This window comes from Synechococcus sp. ROS8604, from assembly GCF_014279655.1.
In the GTDB taxonomy this organism is placed as follows: Bacteria; Cyanobacteriota; Cyanobacteriia; order PCC-6307; family Cyanobiaceae; genus Synechococcus_C.
The window spans coordinates 759,038-779,520 of the sequence record NZ_CP047946.1; the positions used below are offsets into that span (position 1 = coordinate 759,038).

Genomic DNA, 20,483 nt, shown 5'->3' on the forward strand with positions numbered 1-20,483 from the left:
ATCCATAATCTAATCCATACAAAGATATGGAATAAGACTAAAACTAAGAATCTAAAACAGGATAGATCTAATAGAGTTAGATCCTGTATTACACCAGTAAAGGTATATAAGGATTTATCTATAGTACTATCTAAAGAACAGTTAAAAGAATTAGAACTAACCCATCAAGATAAACTTCATTCATTTCAGAGGTTTCTCGAGAATGCCTCGTTACCGAGAGTGAGCGAAGAGATTCTGGAGCAGTTCAAAAGATCCATTAATCCAGATAAAAGGCACTACTGGATTACCTGGACCTTTGATAAGAAGTATGCCTATTGTGATTATGAAACCAGAAGGGATGTTTCTTTAATTAGAAGAAAACTAATTAGGTTGTTCTTTCCTAATGATAAGTCAGTTGGAAACCAAAGACCAGAAGGAATGCCAAAGATGATTTTTATTATTGAGAAGCATCTTGATTGTCAGTACCACATTCATATGATGATGGAGGAACTAGATCCAGCATTGATCTATCGTTCTCTTGAGCGAAATTCATACTGGCAAAGGTGGTCATCTATCTGTTCTTTGATTCAAAGTCGTCCAAGACCAAAGCAGATGGTCATTGACAAGAGAATGCTAAATGTACATCCTGAGTATCTTCATCATCCATATATCAATAGAACTTTTTCTTCAATTAGTTCTTTTGCAGATGGATGGTTGGTTTCAAGGTTTTTATGTGAATACATCTTCAGGAACAGTACTAATGTCCCTTGGGGATTAAAGCGACTATCTAACTCACCACTGAACCATCATTCAAAACTGATTGAGTCAAGAGAAGAAGTGCTGTCGAAATGTCACTACATGAATAAGGAACAGTACTTCAAAAGGAATGATGATTTCCTTCGGCATCTGATTCCAGAGTTGTCTGATATAGATCCAATACATCACGCTATAGGTAGTACATCAAACTCATGAAAATCGTATTAGTGCACTATTTATAGTGTTGTGTTGTCCTTAAAGTCCGTAAGATATGAAATCAAACAGATACGTATTTCAGGTTTCTTTTACAGAGAAGGAGTATAGGCAGATTATGCCACTGCTCCTTCAGATGAAGCAATATACTGGTATGACTCGTTCTAAACTAGTTAAAAGAATGATTGCTCATTATGGTTCAAGGATACCGTAAGGAAACAAACTAAATAGATCAGATGCAACTCATGAGGTTATGCAGAAAAGAATCGAGATGAACCGTAAGGTCATGGAACTGCTTTGGAAATTAGAACGAAATAGAACATTTACTGGTCAGTTCAAAACTGCTCAAGAGTATTTAGAGTGGTCGTTCGAGAATACTGATGAATGGTTTGATAAACATCCTCATAAGCAGTTAAGAAGATATATTGACTTTTGATTGTTTCCGAAAGATATAACAAGCAAGCGATCTCATTTATGAGAAAAAGTTTCGACGCCATTCGTTTCCTTTTTCTGCCCAAGGGAAATAAGGTGCCTTCAATTCTTTTGACCATATGCGTAGTTCTTTATATGAGATCTTGCGTCCATTTGATGCTGCTATTGCAATGATCTGCTTGGGGGTTGTTGCTTGTTTTATCTGGGACTGCAAATCATTACTTTCATCAAGTAACTTGCAGAAGTTTATTAATTTATTTGAGGGAGAGGAATCAGTCACTGAACCATCGATATTACCAGGATATTAATCGATGGTTGTCATAAATAAAAGTATCAATGGTTGCATTTTTTCATATGTTTGCTGTATGCATAATCTGCATAAAGTGTTAGTCATTATTCCAAGGCGTTAGAGATGATTCTTCATTGGTGGGGTAATAGTTCTTGCGAAATCTTAAAGTCATTCAGGGGGTTAATTAGATTTCATCCTTCCAGAATGCCTAGACGAAAAGGTCCTAAATAGATTGTAGTGATAAGAGAAAGTGATGCAGAAAAGAATCGAGACGAATCGAAAAGTGATGGACTTGCTTTGCAAATTAGAAAGGAAAAGAACATTCACTGGTCAGTTCCAAAGTGCTCAGGACTATGTTGAATGGTCGTTGGCAGAGGCATTGAAATGGATGGATAGACACCCCAGTAAAGAGATCAAAGGATATGTTGACCTTTAAAGAGTTTTGCAGGATCGAAGAAGAGAATGCTTTCAAAAGAATGGAAAAGGCATATCAAAAAAAGCAAAGAGAAAAGAAGATCAAGAAACTACTGTCAACTGACTCCCATTGGAAGGGTCTTAATTGATTCACTAAGATGCAGGAACAGATTTGTTTTTCTAGTCGTCAGTGCCCTTTAAATACACTCCTGGCATGATTCAAAGGATTGCTGCTGTGATGAGTCTCCCAGTGCCTATTGTCATGAGGAAGGACATCATGATAACCACATCCCATGCCTTTGACTTCACGAAATAAGGTATTGAGACACTCATTGCTGTTAGGTGAATAATGACACCAGTTTCAACATCTAGATGAAGTGTGATGAAGTAGGCAGCGATCACTAAACCACTGCCAATAACTCTCATACGTTGAAGCAAATCCATCGCTCATATCTCTACAGTAAATCAAACGTAAATCTACTTAGTTGCTTGCTGTGAGTGGGATTCGATAGGGATTACCGTCACAACGATAGAGAGTAATGCTTGTAACCAGTATCCAATGCCAGTTTGGATGAAATATGCAATAACGGAAGAACAGTTCGCAATTGATTTTATGGATAAAAAAGATCCATAAGATTTCCATTCTTGTCAACAATCCTGTATTACTTGCCTGAGTGAATTCCTATGGTTTGTGCCTTCCTTGCGGCAGATGGACAAGGAGAATAATGATTACAATTTCTCAGTTCACTGCCTTCAGCACTTTGAGCATCCGTGAAATGAGAGGTGGATGAAACTTGGCACCTCGTTCTGTTTCAAGACCACTGGTGTTCAGCACATCGCAGATCTGCCTCAGCGTTTGACCAGATGCCCTAAGAGGAAGGATGACGCCAGCGATTTTCTGAGCATCTTTTACTGCTTTTTCTTGCTTCGCTTTTGCTAGTGCATCTATGTGATGAATAGGAGCACCAAGACGAACTCCACGTTCCTTCGCTGCTCTTAGTGCTGACTTAGTTCTTTGGGAAATGAAATCTCTCTCCTGCTCCGCAAGTGCCGCATAGATGTGGAGTTGGAACTTGTCCGCATAGGGCATTTGAGATACACGAAAGTCCAAGTCTTTGTTTTCCATTAATGCAGCGATAAAAGAAACCTTGCGACTTAGGCGATCAAGTTTTGCGACCACCAGGACAGCATTTTTTTTCTTTGCCAAATCAATTGCAGTAGTCAGTTCAGGTCTGTCGTTGTCGTTGCCGGAATGAATCTCAACGAACTCACCCAAGACCTCATAGGGAGTGTCTGCGTAGTTCTCTAGGAACAGTTGAATATCTCGTTCCTGTGCTTCCAGACCTAGACCACTTCTGCCCTGCTCTTGAGACGAGACACGTTTGTAGGTGACATAGCGACGCATTGCCTTATCTGTTCTGTTGCAAAACGGTCGTTTGACTTAGAACAAGATTAGCGGAACCACAGGTTTTCTGCCGCTCTTGCTTCGCCAGAACTGAACACTCACCGCTAAAAGTGGTCCATATGTACTTGTTAGAGGTTCTATGGCAGACGGTTGGTTGAGAAATCCTCAGGACGGATGGACCTATCGGTTTCAGAGGGATGAGAAGGCATGGGCACAGGACCCGAGAGTGTTTGTTGATATGGGTCGTCCGATGCCTGATGGTCCCCCTGCTCTTCTGAAGACCCGTAAGCACCTCAGAAGAGAAAAGGCAGAGAGCATGTGGAGGGATCTGCTTCGTAGTGGATGGCAGAAGGTTCCTGCTGTCTGGGGTGCTGATGCGGAACCCTGAAGATGTCTTTCTCCAGCAAGGAGGAGCAGCAGTCACTTCAAGTCAGTCAGAGGGCACTGTCCTCGTTCGTGATCCTGTGGGGTCTTGCGTCAATTGCCTCCGTCTCTGTCATCTCATCTGTCCTTGCCGTAGAGAGGAATAGCAGGAGAGACTGAACGCATTAGTTGTTTGATGGGTCCCAGATAAATCCAAGTTCATCCAGAAGTCTTATGCGTTCTTCTGATAATTTCCCATTTGATTTGGTCTGCCTTTGGGTAGTAACCCACATTCCAATCTCTGGATGTTTGATGGGAACTTTTGCGTGACCATTCTCTTGAAAGTATTGCTTAAGTTTTTTATAGTTTTCTTGCCACTCTTGCTCCATTGGATCCCATATGAATCCAATCGCATCTAGACGTTTTATGTGCTCTTTTGACAATTTGCCTTTGATTTTTTTTTGTCTTTGAGCATATGTCCAATTTCTCAATTTTAAATCTGTTTTCAGGAAACTACTGCTGTCGTGAATGCATTGCTTTAACTTATTATAATTCTCTTGCCATTCATGCTCTAAGGGGTCCCAAATGAATCTAATTTCGTCAAGAAGTTGAATGCGTTCTTTTGATAATTTATTTCTATTATTCTGTTGTCTTTGTGTATAAACCCATAGACCTAGTATTGGATCTCGTTTGGGGACAAGGGAATGACCATTGTCCTGTATGTATTGCTTTAATTGCTGATATTTTTCTTGCCATTTGTGCTCTAAGGGGTCCCAGATAAATCCAACTGCATTAAGAAGTTTAATGTGTTCTTCTGACAATTTGCCTAGAGTATTCTGTTGTCTTTGAACAAGGACCCAAATACCTAGTATTGGATCTCGTTTGGGGACAAGGGAATGACCATTATCCTGTATGTATTGCTTTAATTGCTGATATTTCTCTTGCCATTTGTTCTCTAAGGGGTCCCAGATGAATCCAACTGCGTCAAGAAGTTTAATGTGTTCTTCTGGCAATTTGCCTGTAACCTTTTGCTGTCTTATTGTTCGTGTCCAATTCCCTAGGAGTGGATGATCACTTGCTATTTCTAAGTTGCCGTTTTCATGTTTGTATTGCTTTAATTGCTGATATTTTTCTTGCCATTTATGCTCTAAGAGATTCCATGTGAACCTTATTGTATCCAGTAGTTTAATGCGTATCTTTGATAATTTGCCTTTTGCCATATTTTGCCTTTGAGTGTCTGCCCATCTTCCTAGATCTGGGTGATTGGATGGAATATAACTATTTCCATTCTTCTCAACATATTGCTTGAGTTGACCATATATCTCCATCCAGTTATCGGTAGTTTCTCGAACAAGAATCGTTCTCAGTGAATCTGCAAAAGAAGTTGAAATATTAGAAGGTAGGTCAAAGACAATCTTGGAAAATCCTTTGACTGATTCCGTCGGAGCATTCCTTCTTCCAAGTTCTACTCTCAATTGATCTAACTCATCTCGCATTGAATCGTCTTGGGACTTCAGGGCAAGAATGATGCTCCAAATATCCTTGAATCTGCTTTGTAGGATCTCATCTTCGACATTGGTCGTATCACCAAGATAAACGGGGAGGATGATGTATCCATCGGTTTTATTTTCACTCTTTCGGATTGCACGACCTACTGCCTGAATGATGTCAACCTGACTGCTCCTGGGGTCAAAGAACGCAATACCATCAAGAGTCGGGACATCAACTCCTTCTGACAGGCATCGTGCGTTGGCAAGTATTCCCACCTCTTGCTCACTGATATTCCTTAACTTGTTGATTTCAGTATTCCTGATTTTTGCATTCATCTCTCCTGACACGTATGAGGTCATTGCCGACTTTCGTGATTTGGATTCGTCAGGAATCCAGTCAAGGATTAAAGGATGGTCTTCAGAGAATTTCTTTGCTGACTTGACTCGACTATGAAAGGTGATCATTCGACTCAGGTCGTAATCTTTAATTGCCTTTGCAAGGGCAATGTGATTCGCAAGGGTTTCTGTATCGATATTGCATTCATTTCCTGTATCTACAAGCATTCTGTCAATGATCTGTGCTTGAACAGACGGGTCATCAACTCCAACGATGACCACCTGATAATCACTTAAAAGTTCTTTCTCAATTGCCTTTGAGAAATTGAGTTGATGGAATACTTCTCCGAATTGCGAAACGTCATCCATGCAGGCAAGATTGATATTTTCTTCATCTGCCTTCTTTTTGATCTGCCTTGACAACACTCTTGGTGTTGCAGTCATGAATAGTCGTTTTTTTGATCTGATCTTCTGATCATCCAGGATGCTTCCAAAAGCACTTGATATCTTTCCTGTGCATCGATGTGCCTCATCTGCAAATGCAATATCAAATGCTGGAACTTCTGATTCTCTCTGTGACTCTGTGACTAAGGGAGAGGATTGATAGGTCGAGAACACAATTCCACCGTCATTGTCCAGAAGGAACCGTTTGATATCAACTGGATCACTGGTGACAGGAACCCCAAGAGCACTGACACTTTCGATCATGTTGTCTGTGGTCTTGTCTTGCTTTGCAACCGACTTGTCGGAGCAGACACAGATCCAGTTGAATTGCTGCTGACTAGTTGCTGTCCACTCCCTCAGGGTTTGAGACAACAGACCCAATGAGGGCACTAGGACCAATGTCCGTTTGGCATTCAGTGCTTCCTTGATCCATAGAGAGGTCAAGGTCTTGCCTGTGCCACATGCCATCAGGAGTTTCCCTCTGTTCTCTTTTTGGAACCCCTCTACGACGTTCGTGATTGCTTCCTGCTGATGTTCTCTTGGGGTATGTTTTTTCTTCCTTTGCCCTGTTGTCAGGTCTTCGGGTGCTGAAGGGAACTCGACTGCTGAATGCCTGAAGTGCTCTAGGAGAAAGCAGACGACCTGCTTCTCCTGTCGGTCGATCACCTGCTGTGCGTTTTTCCCGATGCCATCGGTGGATGCGATCAGCAGTCGTCCATGAATCCTGGAGTCACTTGACTCACTGAGGAAACTATCGATTTCTGCCTTGGAGATCTCACGATCAGGTGAAACGCACTTGCTTTGAACTGCCCAGTGCTTTCCCTGTTGGTCTTCGTAGACCAGATCAATCCCGCAATCCTTTCCCCACCTTTGCGGGTAGTCGTCCCACAACCAGACCTGACTGACCTTGGTTGACCACACAGGGTCTGTCTTTAGGAACCAAGGAACGAATACCTTCTCGAAATGCTCCCCTCTCTTATTGCTGTCCTCTGGAAGGGAGTTATAGAACTCGTCGAAGGTTGCCACTTGTATCGACCTGTTGAGGTCATTATCTCAAGAAACCTGTGAGCACCTTCGCAGGGAGCAGGCAGAGGGTATGTGGAGGGATCTGCTTCGTAGTGGATGGCAGAAGGTTCCTGCTGTCTGGGGAGTTGATGCGGAACCTTGAAAGGTGCTCATCCCTACAAAAGAGTTCATGCGGATACATAAAACTCTCCGCATCCCCTGGGGGTGGAATCCAAGGGGAATGCGTCGTCATGAGGGAGGTTGTGGGAGACCTTCCTTTTTTTGTTTAGGGGGGCACATGACACGAAGTCGTGTAGAGGCAATCTCTTCGTGAGATTGTTATCACGATTTTGATTTAGGGCGTCTCAGAAGGTCCTGAAAGTGTGTTGTTGGATGTGTTGTTGGAAATAAGTAAATTTGCTTTTAGGTTGTCCTAAGGCAAGTTATAAGGTCTTTTTGAGGTCTATATGTATTCCCACCCTCTCCGTTTTAATCATCGGGAAGGCTTCAAGGATCTATGTGTTCCTCTGGCCCTTGTGAGCTGAACGTTCCAATCCTAAAAGTTGCTGCGGTGTGGGATTGATATCACTCATCGGGGATCAATGGTTTGAGCCCTTGATTCGTAAGGACTAAAGTGCCTTCAAGGATCGCCTTAATCAGAGGTACCCTTTTGATTTTGTCTCTGTCAGGAGGGTCGATCATTGATTACATTTTTTGATTGTCTCTAAGGACTGAAGAGAAATTGCCATTCAAGGCGTAGTGAAGATGGATCGACCATTCAAAGGTCTGTATTTGCATAAAACGACTGCCCCATTCTTCTTTTCGTTTGTCACTTACACCCCACAGACGAAAGAGCAGATGATTGCCTGCGGAGATCTTGCTGAGGGAGAGGAGTATTTGAGCCAGGTTGTATGTGATTTTTTATTATTCATCTCAGAAGGTATTCTTGGGCATGTTTTAACGGCTGATTTTCCAATTTCTTATGATGATGTCGTCATCGTTTGCTCTCGCCAGCGTGGTGATGGTGTCCAGCATGAATATTTGATTCAGGTCATCGATCGTGGATGGACAAGCGAAGCTCAGGCGAGGCTTCTCGATGAATTAATGGCGATCTTGTCGCATCCCCTTTGGAATGGCGCAATATTAAAAAGCAAGTAATCTTTCAAGGATTTGATTTCAGTGATTGAGATGCGCTTTGATTTCTATGGATGGGTGCTGGCCAATGGTTTTGTTATTTGATGGAAATGATCGCGTAAAACAGAAGCATAAAAGCCGTGAAGCCTCCAAGCCAGTATTTAGCAACGGTGAGCAGATGTTTGTTCAAGTGATTTGATTGCTGGTGTGCTTTGGGCAGGGTTGTCTTGATTATTTTTTGCTTGATGAGGAAATTAGGAGTGAAAGAGAAGAACAAGCCCTTCACTGACTTGATGAAATTCACGTTCTTCTCGGCTTAGATCCAAGCCAATCTCCAATCCTTCCTTTAAAGCCTTCTCAAACGGTGGAGTGGAAGGCGGTGACGCGTCGATCCACAGCGCCGCGATTCCAATCGCGGTGGCGTGCCACCGAAAGCTCCCTGTGTCTCCAATCGTGGGTTCTTGGAGAGCTTCTTCGAGAAGGGCGCTGATGGATGTGTCGGTGGAAGTCATGCCCCAGCTTCGGAATTCTTGCTCTTGGCTGCAATTGGCTGAGAGACTTCTTGACCTGTTTCTGTCAGCAAATGCTGTTATCTGCTGGTTTCGGCTCGCTGCTTCGCAGGTCGGGAGGCAGCAGTTGTTCCTGTGCCGTTGCGGTGAGTGGCCCTTTCACCCTTTTGGTTGTGTCCTGTTGCGGTTCAGTAGGTTGAGACTCAAGGGTCACTTGGTGCAAGTCAGTCTGCGTCGATCGTCGCTCCAGGCCGGTGGATCCAGCCTGAGCCGGCGTGCGACGAAGCGGCATCTCGAGTTGTTGTCAGCCCCTCCCTCGGTGCTCACATCCGTGGCACTGGTTCGTAAGCAGAGCCGGTTTGGACGCTCACTCAAGCGCAGTGGTGATATTGCTTTCTCGTTGCTGGCTTTAGGACTTGGATCACCAGCTTTTTTGTTGATCGCCGCCTTGGTGAGCCTGAGTTCGCCCGGCCCTGTTTTTTACGTGCAGAAGCGCGTTGGTCGTCGATACCGCCGGTTTGGTTGCATCAAGTTCCGCACCATGCGCGCGGATGCCGATGCTGTTTTGCAACGCGTGTTGGCTGAGTCACCGGAAATGCGTGCTGAATTTGAGCGAGATTTCAAGCTCCGCCAAGACCCTCGCATCACTCCGATCGGCCGTTTCTTAAGGCGTTCCAGCCTGGATGAACTCCCTCAGTTTCTCAATGTCTTGCGTGGTGAGATGAGTGTGGTCGGTCCACGGCCGATTGTTGATAAAGAAATTGTGCGCTATGGCCCCTTTATGGACGAAGTTTTGGCTGTGCGGCCTGGCTTAACGGGGTTGTGGCAGGTGAGTGGCCGGAACAATCTCAGCTACCCAAAGCGGGTGAGGCTTGATTTGGCCTATTCGAGAGGCCGCTCTTTTTTTCTTGATTTGGCGATCATCCTGCGCACGTTTGGAGTGCTTCTGCTTCCCATGGACCGTGGTGCCTACTGAAGCAACGACCAGCCAGCTGCCGCCACCAACCAGGACGCTTCAAGTTTGAGGCTTAGGTTCAGCAGCTTGCGCACGCCTTCAGCCGTGGCCTTGCCCGATTGGGCAGAAAGCACTGGTTTGCTGATCCAAGTGTTGCCGTAGCGATTGAGCCCTCCCATCTGCACATCGGCGCAATGGGCAAAAATTGATTCTGAGAGTCCTGCGTTGGGGGAGGGATCAGGTCTCCCATCGGCCGCGGAGACTCGCACTGTTGTTGGCCACTGGGTCCAGGGCAAGCTCACAAGCGGAAGCGTGATCAGCACCAACCGGCAGGGCAACCAGGTCAATAGGTCGTCGAGCCTGGCCCCAGCAGTCCCGAGCCAGCGCAAGCGTCCATGCTTGTACCCAAGCATGGAATCCAGGGTGCTGCTGGCTTTGAACGCCCACGCCAAGGCCAGGGGGCCTGGACCTTGGCTGAAGCCCGCCTGCCAGAGGCCAGCTCCGATCAACATCCAAAACAGCGGGGCAAACAGTCCATCCACTGAATTTTCACTGGCTGTTTCCGCGCTGGCCCGGAGGATGTCGTCTTGATCCAATTGGCTCACATCACGGCCCACAATCCAACTGAGGCGATCCCTGGCCGAGGGGAGGTCGGGGAGGGCCTGAAGGACGGCCAGCACGCTGTCGTGAAGGCTGCGAGCTGCCAGAGCACTCGCCAGGGCAAGAACCAGCAACACCGTCGCCAAGGGATGGGGCAACGGAGACTGCGGCAACAGCAGACGCTCGAGCAGCCAGCCCGTTTCGCCGCTGCCCACCACCAAAACCAGCGTGATCAGGGCCCCACCGGCGCGCAGTGGAAAGGGCCGGTCTCCGGCCCAGCGTTCGACCCAGTGGCGAAGTCCAGTGATCACGCGCCCCATGGCGACCACTGGATGAGGGCTCCAGCGGGGATCGCCGACCAGCAGGTCAAGGCCTGCGGCGACGATCACCAGCAGAAAGGGATCGCTCAGGCCGTCTTGAGCCAGCTGAACATCGAGCGCAGCCCCTTGCCAACTTTCTCGATGGGATGCTCGGCATCACGCGCGCGAACTTTGTTCATTTCGGGCTTGCCGGCTGCGCATTCCGCAACGAAGTTCTTGGCAAAGGTTCCGTCTTGGATGTCGGAAAGGATCCTTTGCATCTCCGCTTTGGTGTCGGCGGTGATCAGGCGAGGGCCACTGACGTAGTCGCCGTATTCCGCCGTATTGGAGATGGAGTCGCGCATGGAGGACAGACCACCCTTCACCATCAAGTCAACGATCAACTTCACTTCGTGCAGGCACTCGAAATAGGCGAGCTCTGGCTGATAACCGGCTTCCACAAGGGTTTCAAAGCCGGCTTTGACCAGCTCTGAGAGACCGCCGCAGAGAACGGCCTGTTCACCAAAGAGGTCGGTTTCGGTCTCTTCCTTAAAATTGGTTTCGAGGATGCCCGCGCGCGTGCCGCCGATGCCTTTGGCGTAGGCCATAGCCAGGCCGCGAGCGTTCCCTGAAGCGTCCTGTTCGATCGCGAAGAGGGCTGGAACACCCTGACCGTTCTGATACTCCCAGCGCACGGTGTGACCGGGTCCTTTGGGAGCGATCATCAACACATCCACGTTTGCGGGTGGCTTGATCAACTCAAAGCGAATGTTGAAGCCGTGCGCGAAACTTAAAACCTTGCCTTCACTGAGATGTGGGGCGATTTCTTTCTCGTAGACCTCTTTCTGGAACTCATCGGGTAGCAGCACCATGATCCAGTCGGCCTTAGCAGAAGCATCCGCCACGCTCAAGACTTCGAGGCCGTCGGCTTTGGCTTTCTCGGCTGAGCGGCTGCCGTCATAAAGACCAACAACCACATTGACGCCACTGTCTTTGAGGTTGAGGGCATGGGCATGACCCTGAGATCCATAACCGATGATGGCTACCGTCTTGCCGCTCAGCAGTGAGAGATCAGCGTCGGAGTCGTAGAAAAGCTCGGCCATCCAGACTAGTGATGTTTGTAGGGGATTTTCTAGCTTAGATCTACAACGGTGAGAGCTCTGCCAATTTGAAAATTCCGTCGTTGTGATCGTTATCGCCTCCGCCCATTTGATCCTCAAATGAGAATGATTTTGGATTGTTGACCTTAAAGTGGGTATAGTCGAAAGTTTCTTGAGAATTGGGGATGAGATATTGGCCTTGTTCTGTAAAGACTAGCGCCATGTAGATTTTCCCACCTTCTAGTTCTAGTTCTCCGGATACCGTTGAATTGTTGATTTGATTGATAATGGGATCGTCTTCGTTGATGGTATTCATTAAAGCTGAATCTATATAGTTGGCGTCACCAGGGAGAAATGTTCCTATTTGCCCTGTTATATCATCAACTTCATAGAAAAATAATTTGTTGAAGGAATCAGCGGAACGTGTGTATTCATATTTCAGTGCCCACGTAGTTCCCTCTAGCTTTCCGTTACTCCATCGCATATCAAGCACAGCGCCAATCGCATTTGGGTTATATGGATCCTTCTGATTGAGTGGATTGACGATTTCAGAACCTGTTTTTTCTTTTACAAGGTTTTTGGAGGATTGACTGAGATCTGACCAAGGTGCAAGGCGAGCGAGTGCCCCTCGTTCGATTTTGGGTGGTAAATAAAGTTCTGGTTCAGATGCAGCTAAAATAGTTTTCTCATCTGCAGTTGTCGGATTGTAATAACGCCCCATTAATTGAAATTCATAGGCTTCCTTTACGAACCCCTCGCTGGGTGTAGGCAGCCAGTTGCTCGAGTTTGTTGGCTGAAATTGCTGGAACTGCAATACGATATCTTCGTTTTCGTTAAGAACGAAAGAATCCAGCTGTGCCTGACCAAGTTGAGAGACTGGATTCGTAAAGCCAAAGTTAAGTGTCTCTCCTGATTCTGTAAGATTGATTGTCTTTCCTGGAGATCCTTCTCCACCAACTGGAACACCTTTTACTCCATCGATTCTTCCATCCCAGTTGAAATCAGGATTATATTCTTCAGATAATTTGAAAAGGATTTCTTTTTTGTTATTTGGAATGTATTGAATCTCCGAAATATAATAGGTCGTCAGGGGACTTAATTCGCTGATCGATACAATTTCCCCTGTGTAAATGGCTGTTCCGATGGCGTTTGCGTTACTCCAATTTCCAGGTTTTGTTGTTTTTAGCCAACCTTCTTCAGTCAGTTTGGCTGTGGCGTTTAAGGGTGTGTAAAAATTGTTTGATATGGAATTCTGTATCAAGAAGGGTTGAAAAGTATTGCCCTCGTTGGGCTGATAAATTGTGTAAGCCCAGAATCCTTCAGCAGGCCCATAGATGATTTTATTGTCTTGATTGGTGAGGGGCGGAAGAGTGATTGAATAATTGTATCTTGAGGTTAAAGGATTCCCCTCGCTATCAAGTTGACTTGTTGGGTAAACGGCATCGTCTGGAATATTTGCGGCACCCCCGTCCACTGCTACGCCTGCACGAAGAATCAAGCTTTTCCAATCAATGAGGTTTGGGTTGTTCTCTGGAGAATTGGGATATACTCCAACGTTGAGGTTTTTGATATTCCAATTATTGGTTTCCGACTTGCCTTTTGCGATTTCAAATGTCGCAGCGCTAAGAAGTTGTTGGCTAAATTCATATGCCTTTTGGAAAATAAATGCTTCACGCTCTCCCCAGTTTGTTGGAAGGGAAAAGCCTGATTCGACATTGAGTCCTATGCTTGAAAATCTATCATTGAGAAGTTTTTTTTGGTCGTCTGAGAGTGCTGAGCTCGGTTGATAAGCGCTGTCTGGCAGGTAACTATCTGAATTGGGTGTCTGTTGAATCTGGTTTTGGTTCCCAAGCCACGCCGCAAAACTTGGAACTGGTGATGCAACATCAGTCGTTCGTAATTCAGGTATCGGGCTATTCTGTATTGACTGGCCTAGTGAATTGAAGAAATCAGTGACGAGAGTAGGGAGATCGCCAAATTCATCTTCCGCTTTTTCGTTTATAATACTTTGGTCAATTGGATCTTGATATGCAATAGAACCAGAATTCTCAAATTCAGTTAAAGTTCCGATTTGAAATCCGCTTCCACTCTCACTGGGATCTCCATTGATAAACTCCCGAGTTTTCTGGAGCGAGGTGGCGCTCATGACATCGGTGCCAAACCTGCCAGTCATCCAGGCTATGGGTGTATCAACTTTGATGATATTGACTATTTTGTCGTTAATCGTTGTAGTCCAGTCGGGACTGTTGTAGTAGATGCTAGAAGGACCTGCTAGAAGATAGTAAGCACCCTGACTGAGTTCAGAATTGTTCTGGGTTCTTGGGCCGATTGATCCGACTGTACCGATAAAACTATCTAAAATTGATATGATGTAATAATTATCGTTATCGTTTGTTGGTGTTTGTAAGATTAAATCTTCTGCGCTTAGGTCGAGCCATGCGTTGATATAAAGGACTGAGGCGTCTGGCGCTGGTGCAGAATTTTTATTGAGCCAACTAGCTACATTGGCGGGTTTAAAAATTTGATTAACAGGGGCTTGTTCAACTGTGTCTAAATTGCTTAATCGATATGTTTCCTCTGGTGGGTATCCCCATATCACTGCATGCAAGGTAGCGTCAAAGATAGATAAGTCGCTGGAACTCAGAAGTCCCGACGGAGATTCTCCAAAAATCTCAAGAAAATAATCGTGAACAAGAGACGTTGTATCTAAACCACTATTGTCATTAAAAATATAATTTTCAAAGAAACCTATTGAATTCATGATGTTTTAAGGTGCTAATCTTGCTTATAGCTATATGACCGAGTTGTAGGGCAAATGTTGTGATTCCCCTACATAGCATGCTGCCTTTTCCTTCAGGCTTCGTTGGGGTGGGAAATCACCCGATCGATCAAGCCGTAATCCTTGGCCTCTTCCGCACTCAGGAAATAGTCCCTGTCGGTGTCTTTTTCGATTTTTTCAAAACTCTGCCCTGTCATATCGGCCATGGAGCGGTTGAGCATTTCCTTCATCCGCAAGATTTCCCTGGCTTCGATTTCGATATCGCTCGCCTGTCGCTGCGCCGTTCCCCCCAGAGGCTGGTGGATCATGATCCGGCTATGCGGCAAGGCCAGGCGCTTGCCTTTCGTGCCTGCCGTCAACAAAAAGGCACCCATCGATGCGGCCAGCCCGACGCAGATGGTGACGACGTCACTCTTCACGTATTGCATGGTGTCGTAGATCGCCAAGCCAGCGGTGACCGATCCACCTGGGGAGTTGATGTACAGGTAGATGGGCTTGCTGCTGTCTTCGGAATCGAGATACAGCATCTGGGCAACGAGACTGTTCGCAACCCCGTCATTCACATCAGAGCCGAGGAACAAAATCCTCTCAACGCCAAGACGGGTGTAGATGTCTACCCAGCGCTCCATTTGGCTGCCGGGGAGGCGGTAGGGAGCGCTGGGGGTACCAATCGGCATGGGTCCTAGGAAGGGTTGAAGTAAAAAAATGGTCTGTTTAGACAACCACGGCTGGTTCAACAGCGTTGTGTTTTCAATAACACGCGGGTTGATGCTGGATGGGTCCTTAACCCACCGCTGCAGGCAGGTCCTTGCGGCTATCGAGAACCCTGTCAATCAGGCCGTAGGACACGGCTTCTTGAGGGGTGAGATAACTCATTCTGTCTGAATCGGCGGAGAGTTCTTCCACACTGCGACCGGTGTTGGTCGAAAGAATTTCGAGCATGGCCCGCTTGTTATGCAGCACCTCTTTGGCGCGGATCTGAATGTCCGTGGCCTGGCCGCGTGCGCCGCTGCGGGGCTGATGCAAAACGATCGAGGCATGGGGTAGCGCCGCCCTTTGCCCTTTGGTACCCGCGGAAAGGATGACGGCAGCCGTTCCCATCGCCTGACCGATGCAAATCGTGTGAACCGGTGGCTTCACATAGCGAAGCGTGTCGCAGATGGCAAAGGCTTCTGTCTCGAAGCCAATCGACTCGCCCGAATACCAACTTGTACCCGTGGAGTTGATATAGAAGTAAATCGGCTTGTCTGGGTTGTCGAACTCCAAAAAGAGGAGCTGGGCAATGATCAGCTCGGTCACGTCCAAGCCGAGCTGACGCTTGGTGTCTCCGTCTGAAAACAGCGGAAGGCCCAGATACACAATCCGCTCTTTGAGCATCAAAGAGGGCAGGTCAGGCGGGGGTGTGCGCATCACGCCTGAATCGCCGTAATAAGGCGCTGATGTGGTCATTCCTCTGAGCATCCCTGTCGTGGAGGGAGCCTAGCGGGGTCACGAGGATGGCTGCTCCTCAGCGCTGTCCGTGCGTGCAGCCTTGCCCTTGCTGCTCTTGCTGCTGCGGTTGTTTCGCGCACCGTTTTTGTCACGGCGAGCAAACACCATGCGCCCTGTTGGGGTCTGCAGTGCACCGGTCACCACAACGGGTTGACGGGATCCGATCAAGCTCCGGCCCTCCTCAACCACCACCATCGTTCCGTCTTCGAGGTAGCCCACTCCCTGACTCTCCTCTTTGCCTTCGCGCACGATTTTGAGCAACAGCTCATCGCCGGGCTGCACCTCAGGGCGTAGGGCGATCACCAATTCGCTCAGATTCATCACCTTGATCTCCTTCACTTCGGCGACCTGGGCCAGGTTGAAGTCGGCGGTCACAAGCGTGCCGCCCGTGTCGCCTGCGAGCAGGAGAAGGCGATCGTCGGTGCCCGTGCCTTCATAACGCGTGCTGTTGATCACCAGTCGACGGCCGTAGGTGTCGCGTAGATCGCGCAGAAGTTTCAGGCCACGACGTCCCTTGGCTCGCTTCTCCAAGTTGGTGGAGTCGGCCAATTGCTGCATCTCGTCGATCACCGTTTGAGCAACGATGGCCTGACCTTCCAGCAAACCGCAGGCCAACATGCCGCGGATTCGCCCATCAATGATCACGCTCGTATCGAGGATCTTCGGGGTGGCAGGGGTGAGCACACCGTCTGCGACCAGCAGCGCTTCCGTGCTGGTGGGGTTGAACAGGCGCAGAAGCGTGCGTCCGTGCACCTCGGCGAGGTTGTATCCCAGAACGCCAAAAAACACATTGCTGAGCACCGCAGCCAGCGGTTTGACCAGCGTTACGCCACCGGCGAGTGGGAGCAGCAGGATCGGCGCTAGCAACAGGTTGGCGACCAGCAAACCAAGAATCAGTCCCACCGATCGACTGATCAACAAATCGGTGGGCATCGTGCGCACCTGCTGCATCAGTTGCAGCCGCAGCCGCTTAAAAACAAGGCCTGCTACGAGGCCTATGGCCGTGCCAAGGCCGGTGAGCCCGAGGCGCACCCGTTGGACATCGGTGACATCGTCCAGCATCTCTTGTGGAAGGAGATGAACTCCCATCCAGCCGGTGGCTCCACCGGAGATCAGAAATAGGACCAGGATGAGAACTTCAACCATGGCAATCGGTCGTGGCCGTTCACTCCGTATGAAGGCAGCATGCATCATCTTCCGTCGCTCTGCCTGCGCAGATGACCGCATCTGCACCTCGCAGCGCCTATTTACATATTCCTTTTTGCCATCGGCGTTGTTTTTATTGCGACTTCGCGGTGGTGCCCCTCGGGGATCGGGCTGATGCGGATGGAGGGTCTGGTAGCGGTTCGATCGAGACCTACCTGGCGCAGCTCAGAGCAGAGATCCACCTCTCTCCCCCAGCGCCTCCACTGGCCACCGTGTATGTCGGCGGTGGTACGCCATCCCTGTTGAGGCCCGATCAACTTGCAGCGTTGCTGCAGCAGCTCAGAGGCCGCTTCGGCTTCCAGGACGGTGCTGAAATCACCCTTGAGATGGATCCAGCCACGTTTGAGCGCAGGGATCTGCACGCCCTGGTTGATGCTGGCGTGACCCGCGTGAGTTTGGGAGGGCAAAGTTTTGACGATGTCAGGCTCGCGGCCCTGGGGCGCCGACATCGCCGAAAGGATCTGCTTGAGGCCTGCCATTGGCTCCAAGAGTGTTTGCAGGCTGGTGGACTGCAGAGCTGGAGCTTGGATCTGATCCGAAACCTTCCAGACCAAGGGGATCAGGAATGGGAGGGGCAGCTGGAGCAGGCCGTTGTTCTGCAGGCCCCCCACCTATCGATCTACGACCTCAGCTTGGAGCCAGGCACGGTGTTTGCTTGGCGCGAGAAGCGAGGCGAGCTGGCGATCCCTGAGGAAGATGCTGCCGCCGACCGGATCGCCTTCACCACCCGTAGGTTGCGCCGCGCCGGTTACTGCCGCTATGAAATCTCAAATTTCGCTAGGCCAGGGCATGCCTCCAGGCATAACCGCGTGTACTGGAGTGGTGCGGGATGGTGGGCCTTTGGACTAGGCGCAACCAGTGCTCCCTGGGGGGAGCGGATGGCCCGTCCTCGAACCCGAGAGGCCTATGCCTCCTGGCTGAAAGAGCAGGGTCAAAAACTGGATTCGAGTTTGATTCGAGGGTCAGCCGAGAGCTTGCCACTGGACGATCGGCTGCTGGTGGGGCTGCGTTGCCACGAAGGCGTCAACCTGTGGGAGCTTGCGGGACGCTGCGGCTGGAACGAACGTCGCTGCAGCCGTGATTTGCCTGCCCTAGAAGCACGCTGGCAACCCTTCTTAGCCAGCGGCATGATGGAACGTTATGGCCGCCGTTGGCGCCTCAGCGATCCCGAGGGAATGGCCGTTAGCAATCAGGTGCTTGTGGAGGTGGTGGAGTGGTGGGAGTTGCTCCCTGATCCCGTTGCTCCGTCAGCCAGCTTTTGAGAGCACTGATGCTGAGTTCACGGCCTTGCATCCGGGCTGGGCTGAACGGTGGTTGGCTTGGCGTCAGTCCCAGCAGGTCCGCGGTCACGCTGACTTGTCCGTCGCAATCGGATCCGGCGCCGATGCCGATCACCGGGATCGACAAGTTGCGTCGCAACCGACCGGCGAGTTCGGAGGGGACATGCTCTACCACCAGTGAAAAACAACCGGCGTCCTCTAGAGCTTGTGCTTGGCGGTGCAGTTTGTCCTGGCTGCGCGGATCGATGGCTTGACGCCGGTAGCCGAGTCGATGCACCGCCTGAGGCGTGAGTCCGAGATGGCCCATGACGGGGATGCCCATGCGCACGAGGCGATCGACAACGGCAACCACCTCTGGTTCGCCGCCTTCAAGCTTGACGGCGGCGGCATCCGACTCTTTGAGGATGGTGCCTGCAGCGGCGACGGCGCGATCGAGGCCGCACTGATAACTCAGAAATGGCAGATCGCACACCACGAGCGGGCGCTCGGCAAGAGGTTTGCTCAGACCGCGGCATACGGCCTGGCTGTGATGCAGCATCTGTTCCAGTGTGACTGGAAGGGTGGTGGCATGGCCTAGAACCACCATCGCAAGCGAATCACCCACCAAGACCACGTCGGCGCCGGCTTCTTCCACCAGGGCAGCACTGAGGCCATCCCAGGCGGTGAGCATCGTGATCGCTCTCCCTGATTGCTTGAAGCGAATCAATTCAGCTGGTCGCATCCGCCCTTCCTCCGTGAAGGAGGTTCATTGCTAACATGACATCGATTCGGATCCATGCGGTCCAGACGCCCAAACCTGGTCAGAACCGGAAGGGAGCAGCCACACGGGATGCTCTGGGCAGGCGTGGACTCCGGGTCACCAACTTCTAGCTGTCACTCTGGCGTTGTTGGCGCTGCCTGAGGAAATCGGGGATCCGTGCACCGCTTTCAGGGGCGACGTTGGTCGGTGTACTGGGCTCGAAGGCTGAAACAGCGGGGCGAAGCGTGCTGCGCTCTGAGCGGTAAGGGTTGCCGTCTTCAAAGCCTGTGGCAATCACGGTTACGTGGATCTCTCCCTCGAGGCGTTCATCCACCACAGCACCAACAATGATGTTGGCTTCTGGATCCACGACGTCGTAAATCACCTCAGATGCGGTGGTCATGTCCTCCAGGGTCATGTCCCGGCCACCGCTGATGTTGATCACGCAGCCATTGGCACCATCGATGCGCGCGGCCTCGAGCAAGGGGCTATTAATCGCGGTTTGTGCCGCTTCAACTGCCCGTGATCGGCCTGAGCCCACACCGATCCCGAGTAGGGCGGTGCCGGCTTCGGTCATGACGGAGCGAACGTCAGCGAAGTCAACATTGACAAGGCCAGGGAGGGTAATGATGTCGCTGATTCCCTTCACTCCCATGCGCAGAACGTCATCGGCGCTGCGGAACGCTTCCTGAAGAGGTGCTCCAGCGATGGCATCGCGAAGCCGATCGTTGGGAATCACGATCAAGGTGTCCACGTGTTGTGCCAGGCGGGCGATGCCTTCATCGGCCTGACGCATCCTGCGGCGACCTTCGAAACTGAAGGGTTTCGTGACGATGCCAACGGTGAGAGCACCGCTTTCTTTGGCAACTTCTGCAACCACCGGAGCCGCCCCAGTTCCGGTGCCTCCACCCATCCCTGCAGCGATGAAGACCAGATCTGCACCCTGAAGGGCCTGTTGCAGATCAGCGCGTGACTCTTCCGCCGCTTTTTGGCCAATGCTTGGATTTCCTCCCGCTCCAAGACCGCGGGTAAGGGCTTGGCCCAGCTGGACCCGGTTGTCAGCAGCCGATTGAATCAGCGCTTGTGCATCGGTGTTTAAGACCCGGTAAGCAACCCCTTCGAGATCGCTCAAAATCATGCGATTAACAGCGTTGCTGCCACCCCCTCCAACACCGATCACTTCGATGCGGGCTGATTGGCTAGGCGAGATGCCCTCTGGATTCATGGCTGAGGACATCTCACTGCTCACAATCTCCATTATCCGA

19 protein-coding genes and 1 other RNA gene are annotated in these 20,483 nt (G+C 49.5%); 7 read left to right on the top strand and 13 right to left on the bottom strand.

Translation table 11 applies throughout. From position 1 onward, the window contains the following. Positions 1 to 219: 219 nt before the first annotated feature. Positions 220 to 951, top strand: a complete 732-nt coding sequence (locus SynROS8604_RS04040) for a hypothetical protein (protein WP_186545227.1) — start codon at positions 220 to 222, stop codon at positions 949 to 951. A gap of 469 nt (positions 952 to 1,420) precedes the next feature. On the opposite strand, the gene SynROS8604_RS04045 is transcribed toward SynROS8604_RS04040, so the two are convergent. From SynROS8604_RS04045 to SynROS8604_RS04055, 3 genes are all read right to left on the bottom strand, one after another. Then, the gene (locus SynROS8604_RS04045; RefSeq protein ID WP_186545228.1) at positions 1,421 to 1,660 is read right to left on the bottom strand and encodes a Nif11-like leader peptide family natural product precursor; all 240 of its coding nucleotides are present in this window, start codon (positions 1,658 to 1,660) and stop codon (positions 1,421 to 1,423) included. Between the two features lie 642 nt (positions 1,661 to 2,302). Beyond that, on the bottom strand, positions 2,303 to 2,527 hold the full coding sequence (locus SynROS8604_RS04050; protein WP_186545229.1) for a hypothetical protein: 225 nt from the start codon (positions 2,525 to 2,527) through the stop codon (positions 2,303 to 2,305). A gap of 295 nt (positions 2,528 to 2,822) precedes the next feature. Then, the gene (locus tag SynROS8604_RS04055) at positions 2,823 to 3,488 is read right to left on the bottom strand and encodes a recombinase family protein (protein ID WP_186545230.1); all 666 of its coding nucleotides are present in this window, start codon (positions 3,486 to 3,488) and stop codon (positions 2,823 to 2,825) included. Positions 3,489 to 3,627: 139 nt separating this feature from the next. On the opposite strand from SynROS8604_RS04055, the gene SynROS8604_RS04060 reads away from it, so the two are divergent. Further along, positions 3,628 to 3,876 (top strand): DUF1651 domain-containing protein, encoded by a 249-nt coding sequence (locus tag SynROS8604_RS04060; RefSeq protein WP_186545231.1) that lies wholly within the window; start codon positions 3,628 to 3,630, stop codon positions 3,874 to 3,876. 160 nt (positions 3,877 to 4,036) lie between these two features. Here SynROS8604_RS04060 and SynROS8604_RS04065 read toward each other — a convergent pair whose 3' ends face one another. Next, complete coding sequence (locus SynROS8604_RS04065; protein ID WP_186545232.1) at positions 4,037 to 7,147, bottom strand: DEAD/DEAH box helicase; 3,111 nt, start codon at positions 7,145 to 7,147, stop codon at positions 4,037 to 4,039. Positions 7,148 to 7,160: 13 nt separating this feature from the next. Between SynROS8604_RS04065 and SynROS8604_RS04070 the strand changes: the two genes are divergently transcribed. After that, positions 7,161 to 7,289, top strand: coding sequence for a DUF1651 domain-containing protein (locus SynROS8604_RS04070; protein WP_255445179.1), 129 nt, complete (start codon positions 7,161 to 7,163; stop codon positions 7,287 to 7,289). A gap of 602 nt (positions 7,290 to 7,891) precedes the next feature. Beyond that, complete coding sequence (locus SynROS8604_RS04075; RefSeq protein ID WP_186545233.1) at positions 7,892 to 8,284, top strand: hypothetical protein; 393 nt, start codon at positions 7,892 to 7,894, stop codon at positions 8,282 to 8,284. A gap of 230 nt (positions 8,285 to 8,514) precedes the next feature. Here the strand turns inward: SynROS8604_RS04075 and SynROS8604_RS04080 are convergent, their stop codons facing one another. Continuing rightward, entirely contained in the window at positions 8,515 to 8,772 is a 258-nt protein-coding gene (locus SynROS8604_RS04080) for a hypothetical protein (RefSeq protein ID WP_006854636.1), read from the bottom strand. 214 nt (positions 8,773 to 8,986) lie between these two features. Between SynROS8604_RS04080 and SynROS8604_RS04085 the strand changes: the two genes are divergently transcribed. After that, positions 8,987 to 9,745, top strand: coding sequence for a sugar transferase (locus tag SynROS8604_RS04085; RefSeq protein WP_186545234.1), 759 nt, complete (start codon positions 8,987 to 8,989; stop codon positions 9,743 to 9,745). On the opposite strand, the gene cbiB is transcribed toward SynROS8604_RS04085, so the two are convergent. The 6 genes from cbiB to SynROS8604_RS04115 all read right to left on the bottom strand — a co-directional run bounded on the left by cbiB (position 9,739) and on the right by SynROS8604_RS04115 (position 17,139). After that, a complete protein-coding gene (gene cbiB, locus SynROS8604_RS04090) occupies positions 9,739 to 10,713 on the bottom strand; it encodes an adenosylcobinamide-phosphate synthase CbiB (protein WP_186545235.1) in 975 nt (324 codons plus the stop codon). The two genes, SynROS8604_RS04085 and cbiB, sit on opposite strands and share 7 nt — an antisense overlap. A 17-nt stretch (positions 10,714 to 10,730) precedes the next feature. Further along, positions 10,731 to 11,726, bottom strand: a complete 996-nt coding sequence (ilvC, locus tag SynROS8604_RS04095; RefSeq protein WP_186545236.1) for a ketol-acid reductoisomerase — start codon at positions 11,724 to 11,726, stop codon at positions 10,731 to 10,733. A 40-nt stretch (positions 11,727 to 11,766) separates the two neighbouring features. Continuing rightward, complete coding sequence (locus SynROS8604_RS04100) at positions 11,767 to 14,484, bottom strand: DUF1254 domain-containing protein (RefSeq protein WP_186545237.1); 2,718 nt, start codon at positions 14,482 to 14,484, stop codon at positions 11,767 to 11,769. Between the two features lie 92 nt (positions 14,485 to 14,576). Further along, positions 14,577 to 15,179, bottom strand: coding sequence for an ATP-dependent Clp protease proteolytic subunit (locus SynROS8604_RS04105; protein WP_186545238.1), 603 nt, complete (start codon positions 15,177 to 15,179; stop codon positions 14,577 to 14,579). 106 nt (positions 15,180 to 15,285) lie between these two features. Then, entirely contained in the window at positions 15,286 to 15,951 is a 666-nt protein-coding gene (locus SynROS8604_RS04110) for an ATP-dependent Clp protease proteolytic subunit (protein ID WP_038014693.1), read from the bottom strand. A 39-nt stretch (positions 15,952 to 15,990) separates the two neighbouring features. Further along, complete coding sequence (locus SynROS8604_RS04115) at positions 15,991 to 17,139, bottom strand: PIN/TRAM domain-containing protein (protein ID WP_006854630.1); 1,149 nt, start codon at positions 17,137 to 17,139, stop codon at positions 15,991 to 15,993. A 71-nt stretch (positions 17,140 to 17,210) separates the two neighbouring features. Here SynROS8604_RS04115 and hemW point away from each other — a divergent pair, with 71 nt between their 5' ends. Further along, entirely contained in the window at positions 17,211 to 18,461 is a 1,251-nt protein-coding gene (gene hemW, locus SynROS8604_RS04120; RefSeq protein ID WP_186545239.1) for a radical SAM family heme chaperone HemW, read from the top strand. On the opposite strand, the gene panB is transcribed toward hemW, so the two are convergent. Then, complete coding sequence (gene panB / locus SynROS8604_RS04125; RefSeq protein ID WP_186545240.1) at positions 18,382 to 19,200, bottom strand: 3-methyl-2-oxobutanoate hydroxymethyltransferase; 819 nt, start codon at positions 19,198 to 19,200, stop codon at positions 18,382 to 18,384. The genes hemW and panB overlap by 80 nt on opposite strands. 43 nt (positions 19,201 to 19,243) lie before the next feature. Between panB and ffs the strand changes: the two genes are divergently transcribed. Then, an RNA gene (gene ffs, locus SynROS8604_RS04130) (signal recognition particle sRNA small type) lies at positions 19,244 to 19,340 on the top strand. A gap of 5 nt (positions 19,341 to 19,345) precedes the next feature. On the opposite strand, the gene ftsZ is transcribed toward ffs, so the two are convergent. Beyond that, positions 19,346 to 20,476 (bottom strand): cell division protein FtsZ, encoded by a 1,131-nt coding sequence (gene ftsZ, locus SynROS8604_RS04135; protein ID WP_186545792.1) that lies wholly within the window; start codon positions 20,474 to 20,476, stop codon positions 19,346 to 19,348. Positions 20,477 to 20,483: the final 7 nt, after the last annotated feature.

What these genes read in the sequence shown, in the direction of transcription:
- hemW (WP_186545239.1), top strand. Translation starts at nt 17,211, where the DNA reads ATGACCGCATCTGCACCTCGCAGCGCCTATTTACATATTCCTTTTTGC.
- ilvC (WP_186545236.1), bottom strand. Translation starts at nt 11,726, where the DNA reads ATGGCCGAGCTTTTCTACGACTCCGACGCTGATCTCTCACTGCTGAGC.
- SynROS8604_RS04110 (WP_038014693.1), bottom strand. Translation starts at nt 15,951, where the DNA reads ATGACCACATCAGCGCCTTATTACGGCGATTCAGGCGTGATGCGCACA.
- SynROS8604_RS04060 (WP_186545231.1), top strand. Translation starts at nt 3,628, where the DNA reads ATGGCAGACGGTTGGTTGAGAAATCCTCAGGACGGATGGACCTATCGG.
- SynROS8604_RS04105 (WP_186545238.1), bottom strand. Translation starts at nt 15,179, where the DNA reads ATGCCGATTGGTACCCCCAGCGCTCCCTACCGCCTCCCCGGCAGCCAA.
- SynROS8604_RS04080 (WP_006854636.1), bottom strand. Translation starts at nt 8,772, where the DNA reads ATGACTTCCACCGACACATCCATCAGCGCCCTTCTCGAAGAAGCTCTC.
- SynROS8604_RS04075 (WP_186545233.1), top strand. Translation starts at nt 7,892, where the DNA reads ATGGATCGACCATTCAAAGGTCTGTATTTGCATAAAACGACTGCCCCA.
- SynROS8604_RS04055 (WP_186545230.1), bottom strand. Translation starts at nt 3,488, where the DNA reads ATGCGTCGCTATGTCACCTACAAACGTGTCTCGTCTCAAGAGCAGGGC.
- SynROS8604_RS04115 (WP_006854630.1), bottom strand. Translation starts at nt 17,139, where the DNA reads ATGGTTGAAGTTCTCATCCTGGTCCTATTTCTGATCTCCGGTGGAGCC.
- SynROS8604_RS04100 (WP_186545237.1), bottom strand. Translation starts at nt 14,484, where the DNA reads ATGAATTCAATAGGTTTCTTTGAAAATTATATTTTTAATGACAATAGT.
- ftsZ (WP_186545792.1), bottom strand. Translation starts at nt 20,476, where the DNA reads ATGGAGATTGTGAGCAGTGAGATGTCCTCAGCCATGAATCCAGAGGGC.
- panB (WP_186545240.1), bottom strand. Translation starts at nt 19,200, where the DNA reads ATGCGACCAGCTGAATTGATTCGCTTCAAGCAATCAGGGAGAGCGATC.
- SynROS8604_RS04050 (WP_186545229.1), bottom strand. Translation starts at nt 2,527, where the DNA reads ATGGATTTGCTTCAACGTATGAGAGTTATTGGCAGTGGTTTAGTGATC.